Source organism: Flavivirga jejuensis, assembly GCF_030540765.1.
Lineage (GTDB): Bacteria > Bacteroidota > Bacteroidia > Flavobacteriales > Flavobacteriaceae > Flavivirga > Flavivirga jejuensis.
Genome location: NZ_JAUOEL010000008.1, coordinates 38712 through 55995, shown reverse-complemented (window position 1 = coordinate 55995; position 17284 = coordinate 38712). Strand labels below are relative to the sequence as shown.

Annotated in this window: 21 protein-coding genes and 1 tRNA gene; 9 read left to right on the top strand and 13 right to left on the bottom strand. The window is 29.7% G+C overall.

Going from position 1 to position 17284, the window contains the following annotated elements; genetic code table 11:
- The first annotated feature begins 126 nt into the window (after positions 1 to 126).
- From Q4Q40_RS19625 to Q4Q40_RS19595, 7 genes are all read left to right on the top strand, one after another.
- Positions 127 to 444 (top strand): hypothetical protein, encoded by a 318-nt coding sequence (locus Q4Q40_RS19625; RefSeq protein ID WP_303303707.1) that lies wholly within the window; start codon positions 127 to 129, stop codon positions 442 to 444.
- 103 nt (positions 445 to 547) lie between these two features.
- The gene (ruvX, locus tag Q4Q40_RS19620; protein WP_303303706.1) at positions 548 to 958 is read left to right on the top strand and encodes a Holliday junction resolvase RuvX; all 411 of its coding nucleotides are present in this window, start codon (positions 548 to 550) and stop codon (positions 956 to 958) included.
- 253 nt (positions 959 to 1211) lie between these two features.
- Entirely contained in the window at positions 1212 to 1802 is a 591-nt protein-coding gene (gene def / locus Q4Q40_RS19615) for a peptide deformylase (RefSeq protein WP_303303704.1), read from the top strand.
- Positions 1803 to 1857: 55 nt separating this feature from the next.
- Positions 1858 to 2292, top strand: coding sequence for a DUF5606 family protein (locus tag Q4Q40_RS19610; protein ID WP_303303703.1), 435 nt, complete (start codon positions 1858 to 1860; stop codon positions 2290 to 2292).
- Positions 2293 to 2433: 141 nt separating this feature from the next.
- Entirely contained in the window at positions 2434 to 3105 is a 672-nt protein-coding gene (locus Q4Q40_RS19605; protein WP_303303702.1) for a Crp/Fnr family transcriptional regulator, read from the top strand.
- A 70-nt stretch (positions 3106 to 3175) separates the two neighbouring features.
- Positions 3176 to 4066: an anti-sigma factor gene (locus tag Q4Q40_RS19600; protein ID WP_345027129.1), complete on the top strand. Its 891-nt coding sequence runs from the start codon at positions 3176 to 3178 to the stop codon at positions 4064 to 4066.
- A gap of 74 nt (positions 4067 to 4140) precedes the next feature.
- The gene (locus tag Q4Q40_RS19595) at positions 4141 to 4713 is read left to right on the top strand and encodes a TlpA family protein disulfide reductase (RefSeq protein ID WP_303303701.1); all 573 of its coding nucleotides are present in this window, start codon (positions 4141 to 4143) and stop codon (positions 4711 to 4713) included.
- Here the strand turns inward: Q4Q40_RS19595 and Q4Q40_RS19590 are convergent.
- The 13 genes from Q4Q40_RS19590 to Q4Q40_RS19530 form a co-directional block, all read right to left on the bottom strand.
- Positions 4682 to 5386, bottom strand: coding sequence for a lycopene cyclase domain-containing protein (locus Q4Q40_RS19590; protein ID WP_303303700.1), 705 nt, complete (start codon positions 5384 to 5386; stop codon positions 4682 to 4684). The genes Q4Q40_RS19595 and Q4Q40_RS19590 overlap by 32 nt on opposite strands.
- Before the next feature lie 3 nt (positions 5387 to 5389).
- Positions 5390 to 5839 carry a sterol desaturase family protein gene (locus Q4Q40_RS19585; protein WP_303303698.1) on the bottom strand — a complete coding sequence of 150 codons (450 nt, stop codon included), beginning with the start codon at positions 5837 to 5839 and terminating at the stop codon, positions 5390 to 5392.
- 9 nt (positions 5840 to 5848) lie between these two features.
- On the bottom strand, positions 5849 to 6688 hold the full coding sequence (locus Q4Q40_RS19580; RefSeq protein ID WP_303303697.1) for a phytoene/squalene synthase family protein: 840 nt from the start codon (positions 6686 to 6688) through the stop codon (positions 5849 to 5851).
- 2 nt (positions 6689 to 6690) lie between these two features.
- Positions 6691 to 8154: a bifunctional phytoene desaturase/3,4-desaturase gene (crtID, locus tag Q4Q40_RS19575; protein WP_303303696.1), complete on the bottom strand. Its 1464-nt coding sequence runs from the start codon at positions 8152 to 8154 to the stop codon at positions 6691 to 6693.
- Between the two features lie 44 nt (positions 8155 to 8198).
- Positions 8199 to 9098: a MerR family transcriptional regulator gene (locus Q4Q40_RS19570; RefSeq protein ID WP_303303695.1), complete on the bottom strand. Its 900-nt coding sequence runs from the start codon at positions 9096 to 9098 to the stop codon at positions 8199 to 8201.
- Between the two features lie 235 nt (positions 9099 to 9333).
- Complete coding sequence (locus tag Q4Q40_RS19565) at positions 9334 to 9849, bottom strand: cupin domain-containing protein (RefSeq protein WP_303303694.1); 516 nt, start codon at positions 9847 to 9849, stop codon at positions 9334 to 9336.
- A 1-nt stretch (position 9850) separates the two neighbouring features.
- A complete protein-coding gene (locus Q4Q40_RS19560; protein ID WP_303303693.1) occupies positions 9851 to 10468 on the bottom strand; it encodes an FMN-dependent NADH-azoreductase in 618 nt (205 codons plus the stop codon).
- Positions 10469 to 10620: 152 nt separating this feature from the next.
- Complete coding sequence (locus Q4Q40_RS19555) at positions 10621 to 11451, bottom strand: sigma factor-like helix-turn-helix DNA-binding protein (protein WP_303303692.1); 831 nt, start codon at positions 11449 to 11451, stop codon at positions 10621 to 10623.
- Between the two features lie 182 nt (positions 11452 to 11633).
- The gene (locus Q4Q40_RS19550) at positions 11634 to 12869 is read right to left on the bottom strand and encodes a porin family protein (protein ID WP_303303691.1); all 1236 of its coding nucleotides are present in this window, start codon (positions 12867 to 12869) and stop codon (positions 11634 to 11636) included.
- A gap of 499 nt (positions 12870 to 13368) precedes the next feature.
- Positions 13369 to 13453 (bottom strand) — tRNA-Leu (locus Q4Q40_RS19545).
- A gap of 346 nt (positions 13454 to 13799) precedes the next feature.
- Positions 13800 to 14504, bottom strand: a complete 705-nt coding sequence (locus tag Q4Q40_RS19540; protein WP_303303689.1) for a hypothetical protein — start codon at positions 14502 to 14504, stop codon at positions 13800 to 13802.
- A 59-nt stretch (positions 14505 to 14563) separates the two neighbouring features.
- Positions 14564 to 15058: a GNAT family N-acetyltransferase gene (locus tag Q4Q40_RS19535; protein ID WP_303303688.1), complete on the bottom strand. Its 495-nt coding sequence runs from the start codon at positions 15056 to 15058 to the stop codon at positions 14564 to 14566.
- Positions 15059 to 15226: 168 nt separating this feature from the next.
- Positions 15227 to 15622 (bottom strand): toxin-antitoxin system YwqK family antitoxin, encoded by a 396-nt coding sequence (locus Q4Q40_RS19530; protein ID WP_303303686.1) that lies wholly within the window; start codon positions 15620 to 15622, stop codon positions 15227 to 15229.
- A gap of 263 nt (positions 15623 to 15885) precedes the next feature.
- Here Q4Q40_RS19530 and Q4Q40_RS19525 point away from each other — a divergent pair, with 263 nt between their 5' ends.
- Both Q4Q40_RS19525 and Q4Q40_RS19520 read left to right on the top strand, forming a co-directional pair.
- Positions 15886 to 16431 carry a hypothetical protein gene (locus Q4Q40_RS19525; protein WP_303303685.1) on the top strand — a complete coding sequence of 182 codons (546 nt, stop codon included), beginning with the start codon at positions 15886 to 15888 and terminating at the stop codon, positions 16429 to 16431.
- Positions 16431 to 17162, top strand: coding sequence for a transposase (locus Q4Q40_RS19520; protein WP_367892792.1), 732 nt, complete (start codon positions 16431 to 16433; stop codon positions 17160 to 17162). The genes Q4Q40_RS19525 and Q4Q40_RS19520 overlap by 1 nt, the downstream gene beginning before the upstream one ends.
- Positions 17163 to 17284 lie beyond the last annotated feature (122 nt).

The following is a 17284-nucleotide window of genomic DNA, read 5'->3' as shown; positions in this document are numbered from 1 at the left end:
TTTATCTGTTTGTCGATAAAAATCTGTAGCTCCACTACTAATCGAAAATACGTTGGCTTATAACTAATTTATTGTGTTTGAGGTCTGTTCTAGATATATATTTGAAACATCAAACAGTAACAACTCATGAAAGCAAATATTTACATACTATTAATTTTATTACTTTCTTTTTCTTTTGGAAATGCACAAAGCACTACAGAGATTACTAAGAAAGCACCTAATAAAGTTATTTTAGTTTCTGTAAATAATGAAACTGTTACGGCAACAACTAACAATTTAGTAGAAACAGTAAAAGAAAATGACGTATTGTTAATTGATGCTACCGAGTTAAAAGAATCCATTGCACGCAGTACTAGCGATATTAGATTATATTTTAATAGAATAAGAAATGTTGAAAATATTAAATTGTTATTTCCTAAAATGAATAAAATTATTAAAGTTTAATTATAAGATTTAAATATTAGTGAAGTTAAATACCTAAAAGAAGGCTATCTGAAAAGATAGTCTTTTTTGTTTTTATTAAACTATTTTTGTGCAAAATAAATATATGGCTCGCATTTTAGCAATAGATTATGGTACTAAAAGAACAGGTATCGCTGTAACAGATGAATTGCAAATTATAGCATCTGGACTCACTACAGTTAATACCAAAGAACTTTTAAAATTTTTAAAAGATTACACGACTAAAGAACAGGTAGAATTATTTTTAGTTGGAGAGCCAAAGCAAATGAATAATACCGTTTCGGAAAGTGAAATTCATATTCTTCCGTTTATAGATAAATTAAAAAAAGAATTTCCAAATATCCCGATTGTAAGAGTCGATGAGCGATTCACTTCTAAAATGGCATTTCAAACCATGATTGATAGTGGATTAAAAAAGAACCAGCGAAAAAATAAAGCGCTTATAGACGAAATTAGTGCCACTCTTATTTTACAGAGTTATTTGTATTCTAAGTAGTGTCTGGTCGGAAACACAGCACTATTAAATTTGTTTCTTTTTACACCCTTTTTATTTGTTTTTAATCGATTGGTACTAAGATGCCAATTCATGAAAAATAACTAAAAATGACATAAAAAAAATCCAAATTATAAAAACAGTCTATCTACGACCAGATACTAAGTAATGTAAATGATGAAACAAGAAATTTTATATAAATACCATTAATAAATTATAGTATTACTATTTTTGTTGTACTAATAGCAAATAAATAATGATTTTACCAATAGTAGCCTACGGTGATCCCGTCTTAAAGAAAAAAGGAAAAGAGATTACAAAAGAGTATCCAAATTTTAATGATCTTTTGGATAATATGTTTGAAACCATGTATAATGCCTGTGGAGTTGGTTTAGCTGCTCCCCAAATAGGATTACCTATTAGATTATTTTTGGTTGATACGACACCTTTTTCTGAAGATGAAGATTTGACTGATGAAGAACAAAATACATTAAAAGGTTTTAAACGTGTTTTTATTAATGCCAAAATAACCAAAGAAGAAGGTGATGCATGGGCTTTTAATGAAGGGTGCTTAAGTATTCCAGATGTTAGAGAAGATGTTTTTAGGCAACCAAAAATAACTATTGAGTATGTTGATGAAAATTTTAAATCGCATACTGAAACCTTTGAAGGACTAATAGCCAGAGTTATTCAACATGAATACGATCATATAGAAGGTGTTTTATTTACAGATAAGCTTTCAAGCTTAAAAAAACGTTTAATAAAAGGCAGATTAACCAATATTTCTAAAGGGAAGATTCAAGTTGATTATAGAATGCGTTTTCCTGATCAAAAAAAGAAACGATAATATTTGCAAGCAAACAATAAACAATTGATATTTGTGCCCCATTTAAGAATTAATTATGAGTTTAGATAAAGTATTATCAATAGGTGGAAAGCCAGGATTGTATAAGTTAATAACACAAACACGAGCTGGTTTTGTTGCCGAATCATTAATGGACAACAAGCGTATATCTGTAAGTGCACAAAATAACGTTAGTATTTTAAGCGAAATAGCGATTTATACTTTAACAGAAGAAGTGCCATTAAAGCAAGTTTTTGAAAATATTAAGAAAAAAGAAAACGGAGAACAATCATCTGTAAAGCCTAAAGATAGTAGAGATATTTTGGAAGAATATTTCTTTAATGTGCTACCAGATTATGACGAAGATAGGGTTTATGCAAGTGATATTAAAAAAGTGATCCAATGGTATAATTTATTGCAAAAACATGATATGCTGAATTTTTCAGATTCAGACGTAGAAGAAAGCAATACAACATCAGACGAAGAAGAATAGCATATAATTCAAATTATTTATAGATTACTTTAAATAATAAATTGATACAAGACCTCCTGATTGGGAGGTTTTTTTATGTCTTTTTTGTAAGCTTTGTTAGCGTTTTTCGACTGTAAATTGAACTAACAAAAACAATAAATTATGAAATCACTTTGGTTTTTTGATGATGTCAATCTTTTCAAGGTGCTTTGTCCCCACAAATTTAAAGCTTATAAAACCAGTCATGATTTTGATGCCTACAAAAAGAAAGATTATATTTATTTTGAAGAAGATTCTGCAAACAAAGTATATCTTATAGAAAAAGGCAAAGTCAAAATTGGTTATTACAGTGAAGAAGGAAACGAGGTTGTCAAAGCTATTTTAACACGAGGCGAGTTATTTGGAGAAACAGCTATTCTTGGAGAATCTAAACGAGAAGAGTTTGCCCAATCAGTCGATAATAAAACAAGTATCTGTCCCATAGGAGTAGAAACTATGCATGATTTAATGCGAAATAATCAAACCTTCAGTTTTAAAATTTATAAAGTAATTGGTTTCAAATTGAAAAAATTAGAAAGACGATTACAGTTGTTATTATTTAAAGATGCCAAAACACGTCTTGTCGAATTTTTAGATGAGTTATGCGCAGACTACGGATACGATTGTGAAAAAACGGGAGATAAAGTGATACATCACCCTTATACACAAAAAGATATTGCTTCTTTAATTGGTACTTCAAGACCTACGTTAAACATACTTTTAAACGAATTAAAGGAAGAAAACGTAATTCAATTTACCAGAAAAGAAATAAGAATTCATAAAAATATTGCTTAATGTTAGATGGCTAACATTTTATAAAATCAGCGTACTATACCTTTGAAGTATTAAAACTTTAAAATAAAATATGATGATTAAAAAAATGTTTATAGCAGTATTAACAATAGGATTATTAGCTAGTTCTTGTAGTAATGATGACGATAATGCACCATCTACAGCTAATTTAAGTTTAGAATTAGATGGTTTGGAAGCCTTAGGTGACGATTTTGTTTATGAAGGCTGGATAATTGTAGATGGAGATCCTGTTTCAACAGGAACATTTACTTCTGTTACATTTCCACAATCTTTTACAGTAGATGCGACTCAATTAGAAAATGCAACAACATTTGTATTATCAATAGAGCCTGCAGGAGAAACTGGAACAGCAGCTGCAACACCTGCAGATACAAAAATTTTAGTAGGTGATTTTTCAGGAGATCGAGCTTCTGTTAGTACAGCTATAGTAGGTGATTTTACAGACTCATGGGGACTCGCTTTTTTAAGAACTCCAACAGACGAAGTAGCTGGTAGTGCTAATAATGGTAATGATGAGAATGGTATTTGGTTTGGAACACCACAAATGACGGGGGCTCCAACTGCAGGTTTAGGATTACCTGTATTACCAGCAGGGTGGAAATATGAAGGATGGGTTGTAAATAGTGTTGGTCCTTTAACAACAGGTACTTTTACTAGTTTTACGACTGTAGATGACTCTAATGACTTTAGTGGAACAGAAAATAATGCTGGCCCACCAGTACCAGGTGAAGATTTCTTTAATAATGAACCAGCAGGGTTTACATTTCCATTAGATGTAAGAGGGCTTACGGCTGTTATTTCTGTAGAACCAGACCCAGATAATTCACTTGCTCCTTTTACTTTGAAGCCTTTAGTAGGTGTAATTGGTCAAGATGTTGCTCCTGCAACACATGATCTTGAATACAGTTCTGCTTCTTTTCCTAGTGGATTTGCCATTAGATAGCTCATAGCGTTTAAATTTTTGTTAGATTTAAGGCACGGTTTCGACTTAGAAATTGTGCCTTATCATTTATATCTATGTTTAGAAGAAAAACGTTTAGTTTAAAGAATATTATATTTTTAATTTTAATTGCCGTTTTAATTATTCCCCAAACGCGTCAACCCATACAAGTCTTTTTGCATAAGGGATTGGCTCTTTTTGGTCCATCTATAATTAAGGATGCGAAACAGTCCAGTTTAGTAAATTATGATTGGAAACTTAAAGATAATGAAAACGTTATTTCTAATTTTGAAGCCACAAAAGGACAAGTTGTTTTAGTAAATTTTTGGGCCACATGGTGCCCGCCATGTATTGCAGAAATGCCAAGTATGCAATTACTTTATAATGATTATAAAGACAGGGTTGCATTTGTTTTTGTTTCTAATGAAAAGCATGCAGTAATCAATCAGTTTCTAGAAAAAAACAAGTATACTTTTAAGGTGTATAACCCCGCTACAAAATATCCAGAACCTTTTGATGTTACAAGTATTCCCCGAACTTTTTTAATTGATAAACAAGGTCATATTGTAATTGATAAAAACGGAGCGGCCAATTGGAATAGCGATACTGTTAGAAAAACTATAGACGATTTGTTGAAAGATTCTTTTTAAGCTCTAAATAATTCATTACAAATAAATTCAAAAGAATAAGAGTAAATGCATACACTATATCTTCAATTGGAATTGTAAATATTCTAATATTCAAGTTTTCTAAATTATTATACCAAACAACTTCATTTGTAATAAAACTACCTGTTAATATCCCATTTACTATAAAAAATGGAATAAGCATTACTAAAAATGTGACATAGAAATGACTTAATAAATGACTATTCTTTTTAATCACCATACTAATTAATATAGTAGCTAACGCAAAATTTATAGAGGTGTACCATTTAGTACGATTGTAGATTGTAAATATAAATAGTAACAATATGAGTAAGTAACTAATTGTTTTGGTTAGTCCTTGCGACAATTTCAAATTTGGAAAATAATACAATAATGCATAGTGTGTAAAAGTACAGGCATAAGGAATGCATATAAAAAAAAGCCACTCTTCTATAGGCAAAGAAAATAGTTCGAAGCCTAAAAAATAATCTTCATTAAATCCCCAGATACCATTTATAGTAAAAATAATATCCCAAGGAATAAATATGGACATGCTTATTAAGATTCCTAAAAATAGAGATTTCCAGCGCTTATAAAATTTTAGCTTAGGATGAAAACTAAATAAAAATGGAACAGATAAAGATCCCAAGTTTAATAACAGATACAAATAAGTCATCAGTTATTTTTTGAAGTATTTGAAGGGTACAAATAACATCCCAAAACATTCACCATCTTTTTTACCCAAGTGTTTATGGTGCATTTTATGAGCCCGTCTTAAACCTTTGGCATACCAATTATTGGCATTTCTAAATAATTTAAAACGTTGGTGAATAAATATATCATGAACCATAAAATAAGAGGCTCCATATGCGAAAATGCCTAATCCAATAGGTAAACCAGCCCAAAAGCTAGTGTGTTTCCATAGTAAGAAAAAAACAATGCTAACCACTGCGTAAAAAATGAAAAATGCATCGTTACGTTCAAACCAGCTATCATGATCTTTTTTGTGATGGTCTTTATGCAAAGACCATAAAAAACCATGCATCACATATTTATGTGTAAACCATGCCATAAACTCCATAAAGGAATAAGTGCCCAAAAAAATCAATATCCAAAATACTGTATGCATGTTTTAAAATTACATTAAATTTAATTGATATTTTATATAACTGCGCATTAAAAGTTCTATTTTTTTAGGGTTAGAAACACGTATTCGTGTGTTTTTTATTTGAAGAGCTGGTGTTTTTTTTAGTTTTTTAAGTAGTTGACGATAGTATCTGTAAGCCATGAAAACGCCGAATTTTGCTTCAATGGGTAACTTTTTTATCCCTCTTAAACCTTTTGCAAAATCAATTTCAATATCATCTATAATATTTTGTTTTGATGCTTCATCCAGATTATTTAAATCAGTTTTCGGAAAATAGGTTCTGTTTAAACCATCAAAATCGGCTTTTAAATCTCTTAAAAAATTCACTTTTTGAAAAGCAGAACCTAACGACATGGCTGTATCTTTAAGCTCATTGTATTTCTGAGGATTACCTTTTACAAAAACTTTTAAACACATAAGTCCTACAACATCTGCAGACCCATAAATATAGGCTTCGTACTCTTCTTGGCTAAGGTACTCCGTTTTATGTAAATCTAAACGCATGCTTTTCATAAAAGCATCTACTAAGCTTTTGTCTAAATTATATTTATGAAATGTATATTGAAATGAGTTGAGTATTGGGTTTAAACTAATTTTATCTTTTAATGCAAGTTCTAAATCGTCTGAAAATTTATTAAAGAGACTTTCTTTATTATAATCATGAAAAGAATCGACAATCTCATCAGCAAAACGAACAAATCCATAGATGTTGTAAATGTCCATTCTAATAGATTTAGATAGCATTTTTGTTGCTAAAGAAAAGGATGTACTATAAGTCTTTGTGACTAATTTGCTACAATTATAGGAGACTGTATCAAATAATAATTTCATAATTAGTAATGGTGTTTAGTTATTAAGTCTGCTACTAATTTTCCTGATATTAAAGATGGGGGGACTCCTGGGCCAGGTACGGTTAATTGACCAGTAAAAAACAAGTTTTTTACTTTTTTACTTTTTAATTTTGGTCTTAAAAAAGCTGTTTGCGTTAATGTGTTTGCCATTCCGTATGCATTTCCTTTATACGAATTGTAGTCATTAATAAAATCGTTGATGCAAAAACTTTCTTTAAAGATAATGTGTTTTTTTACATTTTGAGAGGTTAATTTTTCAAAACGATGTATAATTTTATTAAAATATGTGTCTCTAAGTTCTTGAGTGTCATTTAAATCGGGAGCTAAGGGAATTAAAAATATCCCTGCTTCTTTTCCTTTTGGGGCAGAGCTATCATCCGTTTTACTTGGGAAACTAGCATAGAATAATGGGTTTTCTGGCCATTGTGGGGTATTATAAATCGCTTTGGCGTGATTATCGAAATCTACATCAAAAAATAAGGTGTGGTGATTTACATTTTCTATTTTTTTATCAAATCCAATATAAAATAGGAGAGAGGAAGGTGCAAATGTTTTTTTATTCCAATAATTTTCAGAGTATTGCCTGTGTGGTTTGTCTAAAAGAGATTCGGTATGATGGTAATCTGCACCACTTAAAACAATATTAGATGTATATGTTACTCCATTAGAAACAACTCCTTTGGCTTCACCATTTTTCACAACAATTTTTTCTATTGGAGCATTCGTTTTAATGGTAACCCCTAATTCTTTTGCTAGATTTTCCATAGCTAGAATTACTTGGTACATCCCTTTTTTTGGATGGAATGTGCCTAAACCAAAATCGGCATAATTCATAAAACTATAAAAAGAAGGGGTGTCGCTTGGTTTTGCGCCTAGAAATAAGACAGGGAATTCAAGAATTTTAATAAGCTTCTCACTCTTAAATTCTTTTCTAACATCTCTTTTTATATTGCTAAAAAATTGATCAAACTTTTTAATAGTTGCAAGGGTTACTAATTCTAAAGGTGAAACCCCAGGATTATAGACCAAATCTTTAATAGCAATATCATAATTGCTTTTTGCTTGTTTTATAAATTTATTAAGTTTTTTCGAGCTTCCTGATTCTTCTTTTTCAAAAGTTGCAACTATTTTTTCTATGGTATCTTCTATGGTTATAAAGTCATCCTTTCCAAAATAGACACTATAAGCTGGATTTAACTTTTCTAAGGTATAATAGTCTTGAGGATGCTTATTAAAATCTGAAAAAAAACGCTCAAATACATCTGGCATCCAATACCATGTTGGTCCTATATCAAAAGTAAAACCTTCTTTAATTAATTGCCTGGCTCTACCACCAATGGTTTTGTTCTTTTCAAAAACAGTAACATCGTATCCAGCTTGAGCTAAGTAGCACGAAGCTGCCAAAGATGAGAATCCTGAACCAATTATATTTACAGATAACTTCATATTGTTTAACAAATATAGTTAAAAGTTAAACAAAATAAAAATATTTATAATTCTTTAACTAAGTTTTCAATAGAATTAAAGATACTTATTTTTTCGGGTAAGTCTTGAATGTTTAAATCTGTTAGCTTTTTTCCCAATAACAAGAGCTTTGTATTTTCTTTCTTAAGTAATAACTCATTAAACTGATTAATATAGTCTGGGATATCTTGTTCTGAGGGGTAAACTGTAAAATATGATACAAAAGTAATGTCTTCAAAGAACTCTAATAAATCTGTAAGACTTCCCATAGGTACGCTTTCCCCAAGAAAAATAGTATGATACCCCTTACTCCTTAATTGGTAATTAATAAATAAAAGTCCAATATCATGGATTTCATTATCAGGTAAAAATAAAACATAAGTTTTGGAAGCGGGTTTAGGTTCTAAAATCTGTAGCCTTTCAATATTTATGAGTATTTTTTGTTTAACATGAATAGATAAGAAATGTTCATGTGCAGGTGTAATGGTGTTAGTTTGCCACAATAAACCTATTTCATTTAACAGTGGTAAAAAAACGGTATAGAAAATGTCGCTGAAAGATTTATTTTCTAGTAAATGATTATAAGTATTGTAAAATAATACTTGGTCAAAATTAATCATAGCCATTTTTAACGCATTAATGGCGTGATCTTCAACTTTTCCTCTCGAAGCAATTTCTCTAACTTTAATGAGGATTTCTTCTTCTTTAAGATTAGCAATTTTTGAGATTTTTAATCCGTTATTATTTAAGTATGATATGTTTAAAAGTTTTTGAAAACTGGTTAAACTATAATTTCTAATATTAGTATCTGTTCTGTTTGGGTTTAATAAATTATAACGTTTTTCCCAAATACGTATAGTATGTGCTTTGATGCCAGTAAGATTTTCTAAATCTTTAATACTAAAGTTAATTCGAATATTGTTCATCAATACTTAATTTATGTTAAACAAAAGTATATAAATTAATCGATAAAGAACAAAAAGTATAAGAACTATTTAAATTTTAAACGAATTGAGGGTGTTTCCAAGCAGGCATTAAATAGATGATTAATGAGTCGATAAGTGGTAATAGTTCACAAAATGAAAAAAAAATAGCGACATGAATTAAAATTCAGATCGCTAGTATTGAAGTGATGTAAACCTTCTTTGTTATTTATGATTTTTACTCTCTTATGGGGATCATATTAGAAGTATCTACAGGGAAACTATCATATTTATTATATAATTTGAGATACTTATTAGGATCAATAGGTACTTCACTTAATGTGTTATATAAGCCTTTAAAAAAGCCTTCACGTTTTTGAGATGGGTTGAAAATCAATGTGAGTTTTACAGTTTCATTCGTATCATTTCTAAACCCATGAGGAGTAAACCTAGGTGCATAAGCAACAGTTCCTGGTTTTGCCTGATATTCTTTATTGCCGACTTGCATCGTTAAAAGACCTTTATTCACTATAAAAGTTTCATCCATAAACCTGTGGTAGTGTAATTTTGCACCTATAGCCATAGGAGGGAGGATGATCTCATAAACTCCTAATTGATCGTTAGACATCTCACTAGTAAGTTTAAATGTTATTGAAATGGTGTTTAATTCGAGTTTTTCGCCTTCGTTAGGTTTAATTATGGACGCGTTGTTTTCTAATGTGTCTTCAAAGTAATTTTCTTTTGGAGTCATCATATTATGCTTGTTTTTTGAATGATTGATTGATTGTATTCTCCAGAACAATCTTTTTTTGTTCTAAACTTTGTACGTCGCTTGCCCCTTCTAAAGAGAATGATTCTTGAACTTTAATACCCATATGCCCAAGAATGGCCTTTAAATAAGGTTCTTGGAAATCATACTGTTCCATGAAAGTATCTTTGTATGTCCCTCCTTTTACGGTAATTAGATAGGCTAATTTATCCTCTAATAAACCGTAATAACCTTTTTTGTTTATATTAAATGTGTGTCCAATTCTTACTACTTGGTCTAAATATGCTTTGAGATTAGACGGAACGTTTAGATTATACAAAGGACTACTAATTAGAATCTCATGTGCAGTTATTAGTTCCATGATCAATTCATCTGATAAAGTAGTTGCCTTTTTGTTTTCAAAAGACATGTGCTCTGGTGGTGTAAAGAACCCTTCAATCGTATTGTTTTGAATGTGTGGGATGTGGTCTTTTGCTAAATCTCTGTAAATAATAGTTCCTTCTGGATTTAAAGCTTTCCAGTTTTTCTCAAAATAGTCGGCCAATGCTCTAGAATGCGAACCTTGAGTTCTGGAACTGCAATCTATTCTTAATAATGTTTTCATTTATTGATTTTTTTAATTTCAATAGAATGACAAAACAGATAAGAGAAACGTGACAGATTTAGAAACTGTTTAAATTTTATCCTTTATTTTATCTTGACTGGGGTGTAATCCTCCCAAACTAATTCCAAAAACAAAACTTAAATAGTTGCTTATTAAAAAAGTGATTTTAACTTAAGAGGATCGATGATAGAAAATATATGCTTTATTTTGTTATCCTCTAATTCAAATACTTGACAGTTAATTAAAGTGTCTTCATTGTAAAATAATAAAGCAGGTTGATGGTTAATTTGCGTGATTTTGATTGATAACAATTCTAGATAAGTCTTAAATACATAAAATAATAATTTTAAAGAGGCCGATTTTCCAACAGTAAACTCTCTTACCACTTTAATATTTTCTCCACCGTCTGCACTTAAAGAAATATCATCCGAGAGTATTTGTTCTAAACCTTTTACATCTCCATTTTTAATGGTTTGGATGTAATTCCCAATAAAAGCAGATTTGTTGGCTGCATAATCTTTATACCCTTTTTCTCTATAGTTTGTTAACTTCGTTTTTGCTCTACTTAATAATTTACGAGAGTTTTCAATGGTAAGACTCATGGTATTAGCAATGTCTTTATGTGGATAATCAAATGCTTCTTTTAGAATAAAAACGGCCCGTTCCTGAGCTGTCAACTTTTCAAGAAGCACAAGGATAGAGTATGATATAATTTCCTCTTTATCAATGTTGCCATCTGTCTTTTCTGTAGATATAGGTTCGGGGAGCCATATTTTATTGCCTGTAATTTTATTGTTTCTCTTTTTAATGTTTATGGATTGGTTTATCACCGATTTTATTAAATATCCAATATCATTTTCTATGTGTGACTTCTCAATGGAAAGATGTTTCGTTAAAACATCTTGTATTGCATCTTTCGCGTCTTCAACCGATCCTAGAATATTATAGGCATAAGGAAATAATATATTTTGATAATTTTCCAATTGTAAATTTTTAAGTTCTATTGGAATGACAAATTGAATGGTAAAAACGTGACATTCTAAATTAAAACTTATTTAATTAGTATTAGGGGTTAAAATCAAAGCAAACAGAATAAAAACCATTATATTTTGGTAAATAGGCTGGAATTTAGCAGCAAATTATCGCGTTAATTTATAAGTTATTATTAGAATAGTGAATAACCAAATATTATTAATAATGGATTATTATACTCAACCCTCCATAATGGATCGAAATAGTGACCTAAAATTTTTCTACTTGTTTGATACCTAACCTCCAAACTGTATTTGTTATTATATTTATATCCTAAGCCAAAAGCAAAATTAGGCTTTGGTTTTATTTTAAATGATTCGAAAACAGTACCATTCTCTCTAGTAGCTTCTAATGATGGATTTAAGCTTAAATCAGGTATAAAAGAAGTATTTATAAAAATTTTGGAATTATTATTGATGAAAAAATAATGTCTCAAGCCTATAGGTATTTCAATAGAATTATAAGTTACTTCTGTTGTTAGTCTTCCCCCTGCTACATAGTCTGCGTCAACAGAATTTTTAGATTTATAGTATCGATAAGTTGGTTCTACCAAAATACTCCATTTATTTTTGTTAAATGGTAAAATAAACTCTGCTTCTAATCCAAAACCAATACTTGTTTTATTTCCAAAATCAATATTTCTTGATTCAGCAGTAGCGTGTTGCATTGTTAATGACGCATTATTTAATCGCGGTCTTAGTGTTAAATTAAATAAATCTTGTTTTTCTTTTTGTACGTAATTAATTGGATTATCGTTATAACAATTAATATAATCAATAAAAAACCTTAATAAATCTTTTCTGTTGTATCTTAAATTTTGTATTCTATTTATTTTGAAATGAGGACATTTTAAATCATTTAATAATTGCTGTTTAAATTGTTCGTTCTTATGAATGATTTCATCATTATAAGACCTGTAACTTTTAAAGATTAATTGGTCAATAGTTAAATTTTTTTGATTGTAAAAGTATCTTTCTAAGTTTTTACCAGAATATTCATATAGATTATACTTACCTTCGATTAATACTTTTAAAAAAAGCTCTTCTTCTTCTAATATTGGTTTTCTATCATAACTTAAATCATTGTGAGATTCGCTAGACCTATCAATTTTAACAATACTTCTGATGTATTTTGAAATATTATAAATCCCAAATTCTTTAACTGATTTTATTGTTTCTTGTTTAATTTCACTGTTTTCTGATAGTTTGTATTTAAATTTAGTTGGATTATGATTCCAACCAAGATTCTTTATTAAGCAGTCAACTTTTTGGTCTAAGTTGTTTATAAAATATCCTTTTTCAAAAGATATTTGAGAATAGAGATTAAGACTAGAAATTATTGTTAAAAGGAGAAATAATTGTTTTTTCATTTTGTTTTTAATTGTTAGTTTTTGTCTAGTATAATGAAATTTCACAAAAAATTAAACGAATATCTTGTTCTGAAATAGCTTGACTATTTAATGTGTTAATTAAATGGTTAAAAATTTCAGATTGTTTTTATTTTTTGATATGAAAAATAGTCAATGTTTTGATTTGAGAGTACCATTTTGGGCGTGTTTAAATTAAGATTCTAATGCGTTCATAGGTGTTGTTGTAAATATAGCTTTTTTTTAGTTCGTATTTATCCAAAACTTTTTATTTTAAAGTCAAATTAAAAAGGTTTAACGGACTTCTTTTTAAACTCTAAACATTGGTTTTTCCAATCCAAGAATAATAGGTAAAAAGGATGTGGCATATCCGACTATTTTGTCATCGATTAAAGCTACAAAACAGTTAAAAATTAGGATCAAATATAATTTTAGGGAATATAAAAAAACAAAATCCATGAATACCTTATTTCTTTTATAAGGGATTCATGGATTAAACCTGTGCGCACGAGAAGATTCGAACTTCCACATCCTAAACGGATACTGGCCCCTCAAGCCAGCGCGTCTACCAATTCCGCCACGTGCGCATTAAATGAACTGTGTAAAAATAGAAAAAGTTAAGCAATAATACTTAACTTTTTTCTAGTGATTGTCTGGGATCAGAGCCTATAGCTCAAACACCAGTATTTATAAGTCTTTTGCTAATTTTCACATGCGTTGTTGACGAATTGTGAAACTTTTGTTATTTTAAATATGTTAAATTAACTTTTGTGAGTACAAATATAATTAAATTGAAGTTTAAATTTTTGTTTTTTTCTTGTCAAAGCAAAATATAACAGATTTTTCGGACTTCATAAGTACATCAAATTTTTTGACTTAAGCCCCAAAAACCGTATTAATTATAGGCATTGTTGGTCACATTGTTAAGCAAAGTTATAATTCCACGTTAATATTCTTATATTTTAGAAAATCAATTAATTCCGCTAAGTCTTTTTTGTCAATTACATCTAAATATATTCTTTTTTCCGAAATCTGATTTGTTTCTTGGTTTTTATATTCTACACAATATCCATTATTTAAAAGTTCAGTTTTTCGATAAATTTTTATAATCTGAGTGTAATTAATCTCAACCTTACTCAATTGACTGAAAATAACTCTGATTAATACTATTATTCTAAAAAAACCAAAATTTGGAGATGGTGATAGAGAAAATATAATGCTATTACTTTTTACCAGAATTATTTTTCCGATTTTATTTGGAATGAATATTCGGATTATAAAAAATAAAATAATGACCCCAAAAACCATTTTAATTCCGCCACCACCACCAATCAGAGGTTTTACAATAAATAAAAAGCAAATAATTGAGATTGAAAGAATTGAAATAAATCTAAAAAAATTGTTCGCAAAATAAATTTTATTATCAACTATTATCTTCTCAAATTTACCTCTAGTATTGTATTCCTGCTTTTGTTCAATTATATCAATTAAGTCAGACGATAAATTTCGTTTTAGAATTTCATCTTTTAGTATTTGTTTAACTTCAGAAACCAAAGATTCACTTTCGTTTTTTGCGATTTTGATTATTACTGAATCATCAAAGTTCTGATAGTTTGTTTTTATTTCCTCAATGTTCATTTTTCTATGATTCTATAATCACTTTTGTTATTTGTTCTTTTTATTTCAATCATTACTTATTAGTTTAACTTTTTTGTCATAACCCAGTTTCTATAATTATTATCTTGCATTGGAAAATCTACTTTTCCTATTTTTTGATATGATTGTCTTTCGTAAAAAGAAACTGCTTTTGGGTTTTCAGTAAAAACTTCAAGATATAATTCCTTTTCCACCTCTTTAAGTAATTTATACCCAACTCCTTTTCCATAAAACCTTTCTAAAATGTATAGTTTGCTTAATTCAGGAGTTTTAATTTTTTTAATTGGACAAGTCGTATCAAGGATAATTTCAGCAACTCCAATAGGGTTATTATTAAGATAGGAAACTATAATTCTTTTAGTATTACTTTTTATTACACTTTCAATGTATTCAGGAGAGAATCTTTTGTCAATGTAAGTAGCCATTTCAGGTCTTATTCCATCAATAGCATAGGCTTGTACATTGACTGTTTTCATTAAAATAGATATTTGTAAAGCTTCAGATAACTTTGCTTTTCCAAATGTAGCTTTATTCATTTTGTTAGATTAATAGGGCATGACGGTCACGTATAACCAACCGTCAGTTACGGGTTAAATTAGCGTTTATTTTCGGTTATACATTGATGTAGTCAGTTTTTTCTATTATTGATTTAATCCTAATTAGTTAATTTTCTATTTTATATGCGAATTTGCTCAATTTTTTTTCTATTTGAAAGTTTGCTTCTTTAGAAGTTCACCACTCTCATCATAGACCTTCCAAGTTCCTTTTTTCTTACCGTGCTCGAAGATACCCTCGTCCCATAATTGACCGTTTTTATGGTATCGCTTCCATTCTCCGTGCTTATTCTCTACATCATCGAAACTGCCTGTGCCTCTTGGTTTGCCATTTTTGAAGAACCATTCCCAACGACCAACAATCTTCCCATTTTTGTAGCTGCCAGATGATTGCAATTGTCCATTATTTAGAAAGTACTTCCACACTCCTGATTTTTTTCCGTTGTCAAATTCACCTTGACAAGAGACATTTCCGTTCTTAAAGTACAACTTAAATGAACCATTCTTTGGATTTCCATTTTCATCAATTCCTGAGATATCTTTCATTTTGTTTGTTTTTAATTGGCTACAACGTGTTTGTGTATTATTTCGTTGCGTGTTTAAGCAACTAATTTAGCAAATACAAACCGAATAGAAAATCCGAGAGAATTTTTGTAAGTATGCTAGAACTTAATGTCATTAAGTTAAGGGTTTAATTGTTTGACTTCCAATATATTAATGTTGTTTTTAAGTAATTTTATTCGTATATTTATTTGATTATCAACTAGATATAAAGATGAAAAAAAACAGCAATTTTAATTTTCGAGAGATTGAAAGCGGAATTGTTCAGCGACGCATTAAAAAACGAATTTAGAATTTCAGAAAAGTACTTTACCCGTAAACGAAAACAACAATTTTCTACTATCTTACTGTTTATGTTGAATATGCTTCGTAAAAGTCTGTCCTTGGAGTTAGAGAACTTTCTAAGTTTTTTAAAAATAGATACAACCCGAAAGTTTACCAAAAGTGCTTTTGTACAGGCACGTAAAAAAATAAGCCCTAAAGTCTTCAAGCATCTCTCACAGACCTTGATTAAGGAGTTTTATACAAATAATGAGTCAGGTATTAAAACCTGGAAAGGTTTTAGACTATTGGCGGTAGATGGTTCCCGAATTACCCTACCACTGACAAAAGACCAAAAGTCATATTTTGGAGAAACGAAAAACCATACCACCACAAGTATCGTACAGGCAAGGTGCTCCGTTCTATATGACCTGGAAAACAATTACATCATCGATGGGGAACTGTCACCAATAAGCCAAGGAGAACGTGCTATGGCGCTCTCGCATCTGGTTTTTGCAAACAAGGTGATCTAATACTTTATGACAGAGGCTATCCCTCGTATGACTTTATAAAGTACCACATTACCAATAATTTGGATTATGTAATCCGCGTAAAGATCAGCTTTAGCAAACTTATCCTCGATTTTGAAAAAAGCAAAAAGAAATCTCAAATAGTTACCATTACCTCTGGTAGATACATAAAACTATCAGATAAAGCCTCACATAAAACAGCACCTATAAAAGTAAGACTCATAAGGGTAGAACTACCAAAGGGACAAGTTGAAATATTAATGACCTCTTTATTGGATATCAAAAATTACCCCAACAAAATGTTCAAATCTCTTTATTATAAACGATGGCGTGTGGAAACGTTTTATGACGAGCTGAAGAACAAGTTGAAGGTCGAACATTTCTCTGGGTACTCCAGACAAAGTATCCTGCAGGATTTTTACGCAGCTCTATTCATCAGCAACATACAGACCTTAATTGTCAGTGAACTCGAAGATGAAATAGCTGAAAAGAACAAACAAAGAAAATTAGACTATAAAATTAATACTAACCTCTCTTATGGCTTTTTAAAAAATAGAGTGATAGAATTATTTTTTACAGAAAACCAAATAGAACAACCTCTCAATGAACTCAAACAATTGTTTATGGAAAATATGGTACCTATAAGACCCTATCGTTCTTTTAAACGAGATATGGGCAAATACAGATCTCGAACCAAGCCCAAAATAACTAAAAACCAGAAAGATAGTATTTGAAAAAACCTTAACTTAATGACATTATGCTAGAACTAGCAATAAATTATATACGTTGTGACTGTTTCACAACTCAAAATTTTTAGGAAATCATGTGTTTTTAATTTTTAAATAATTGTTAAGTT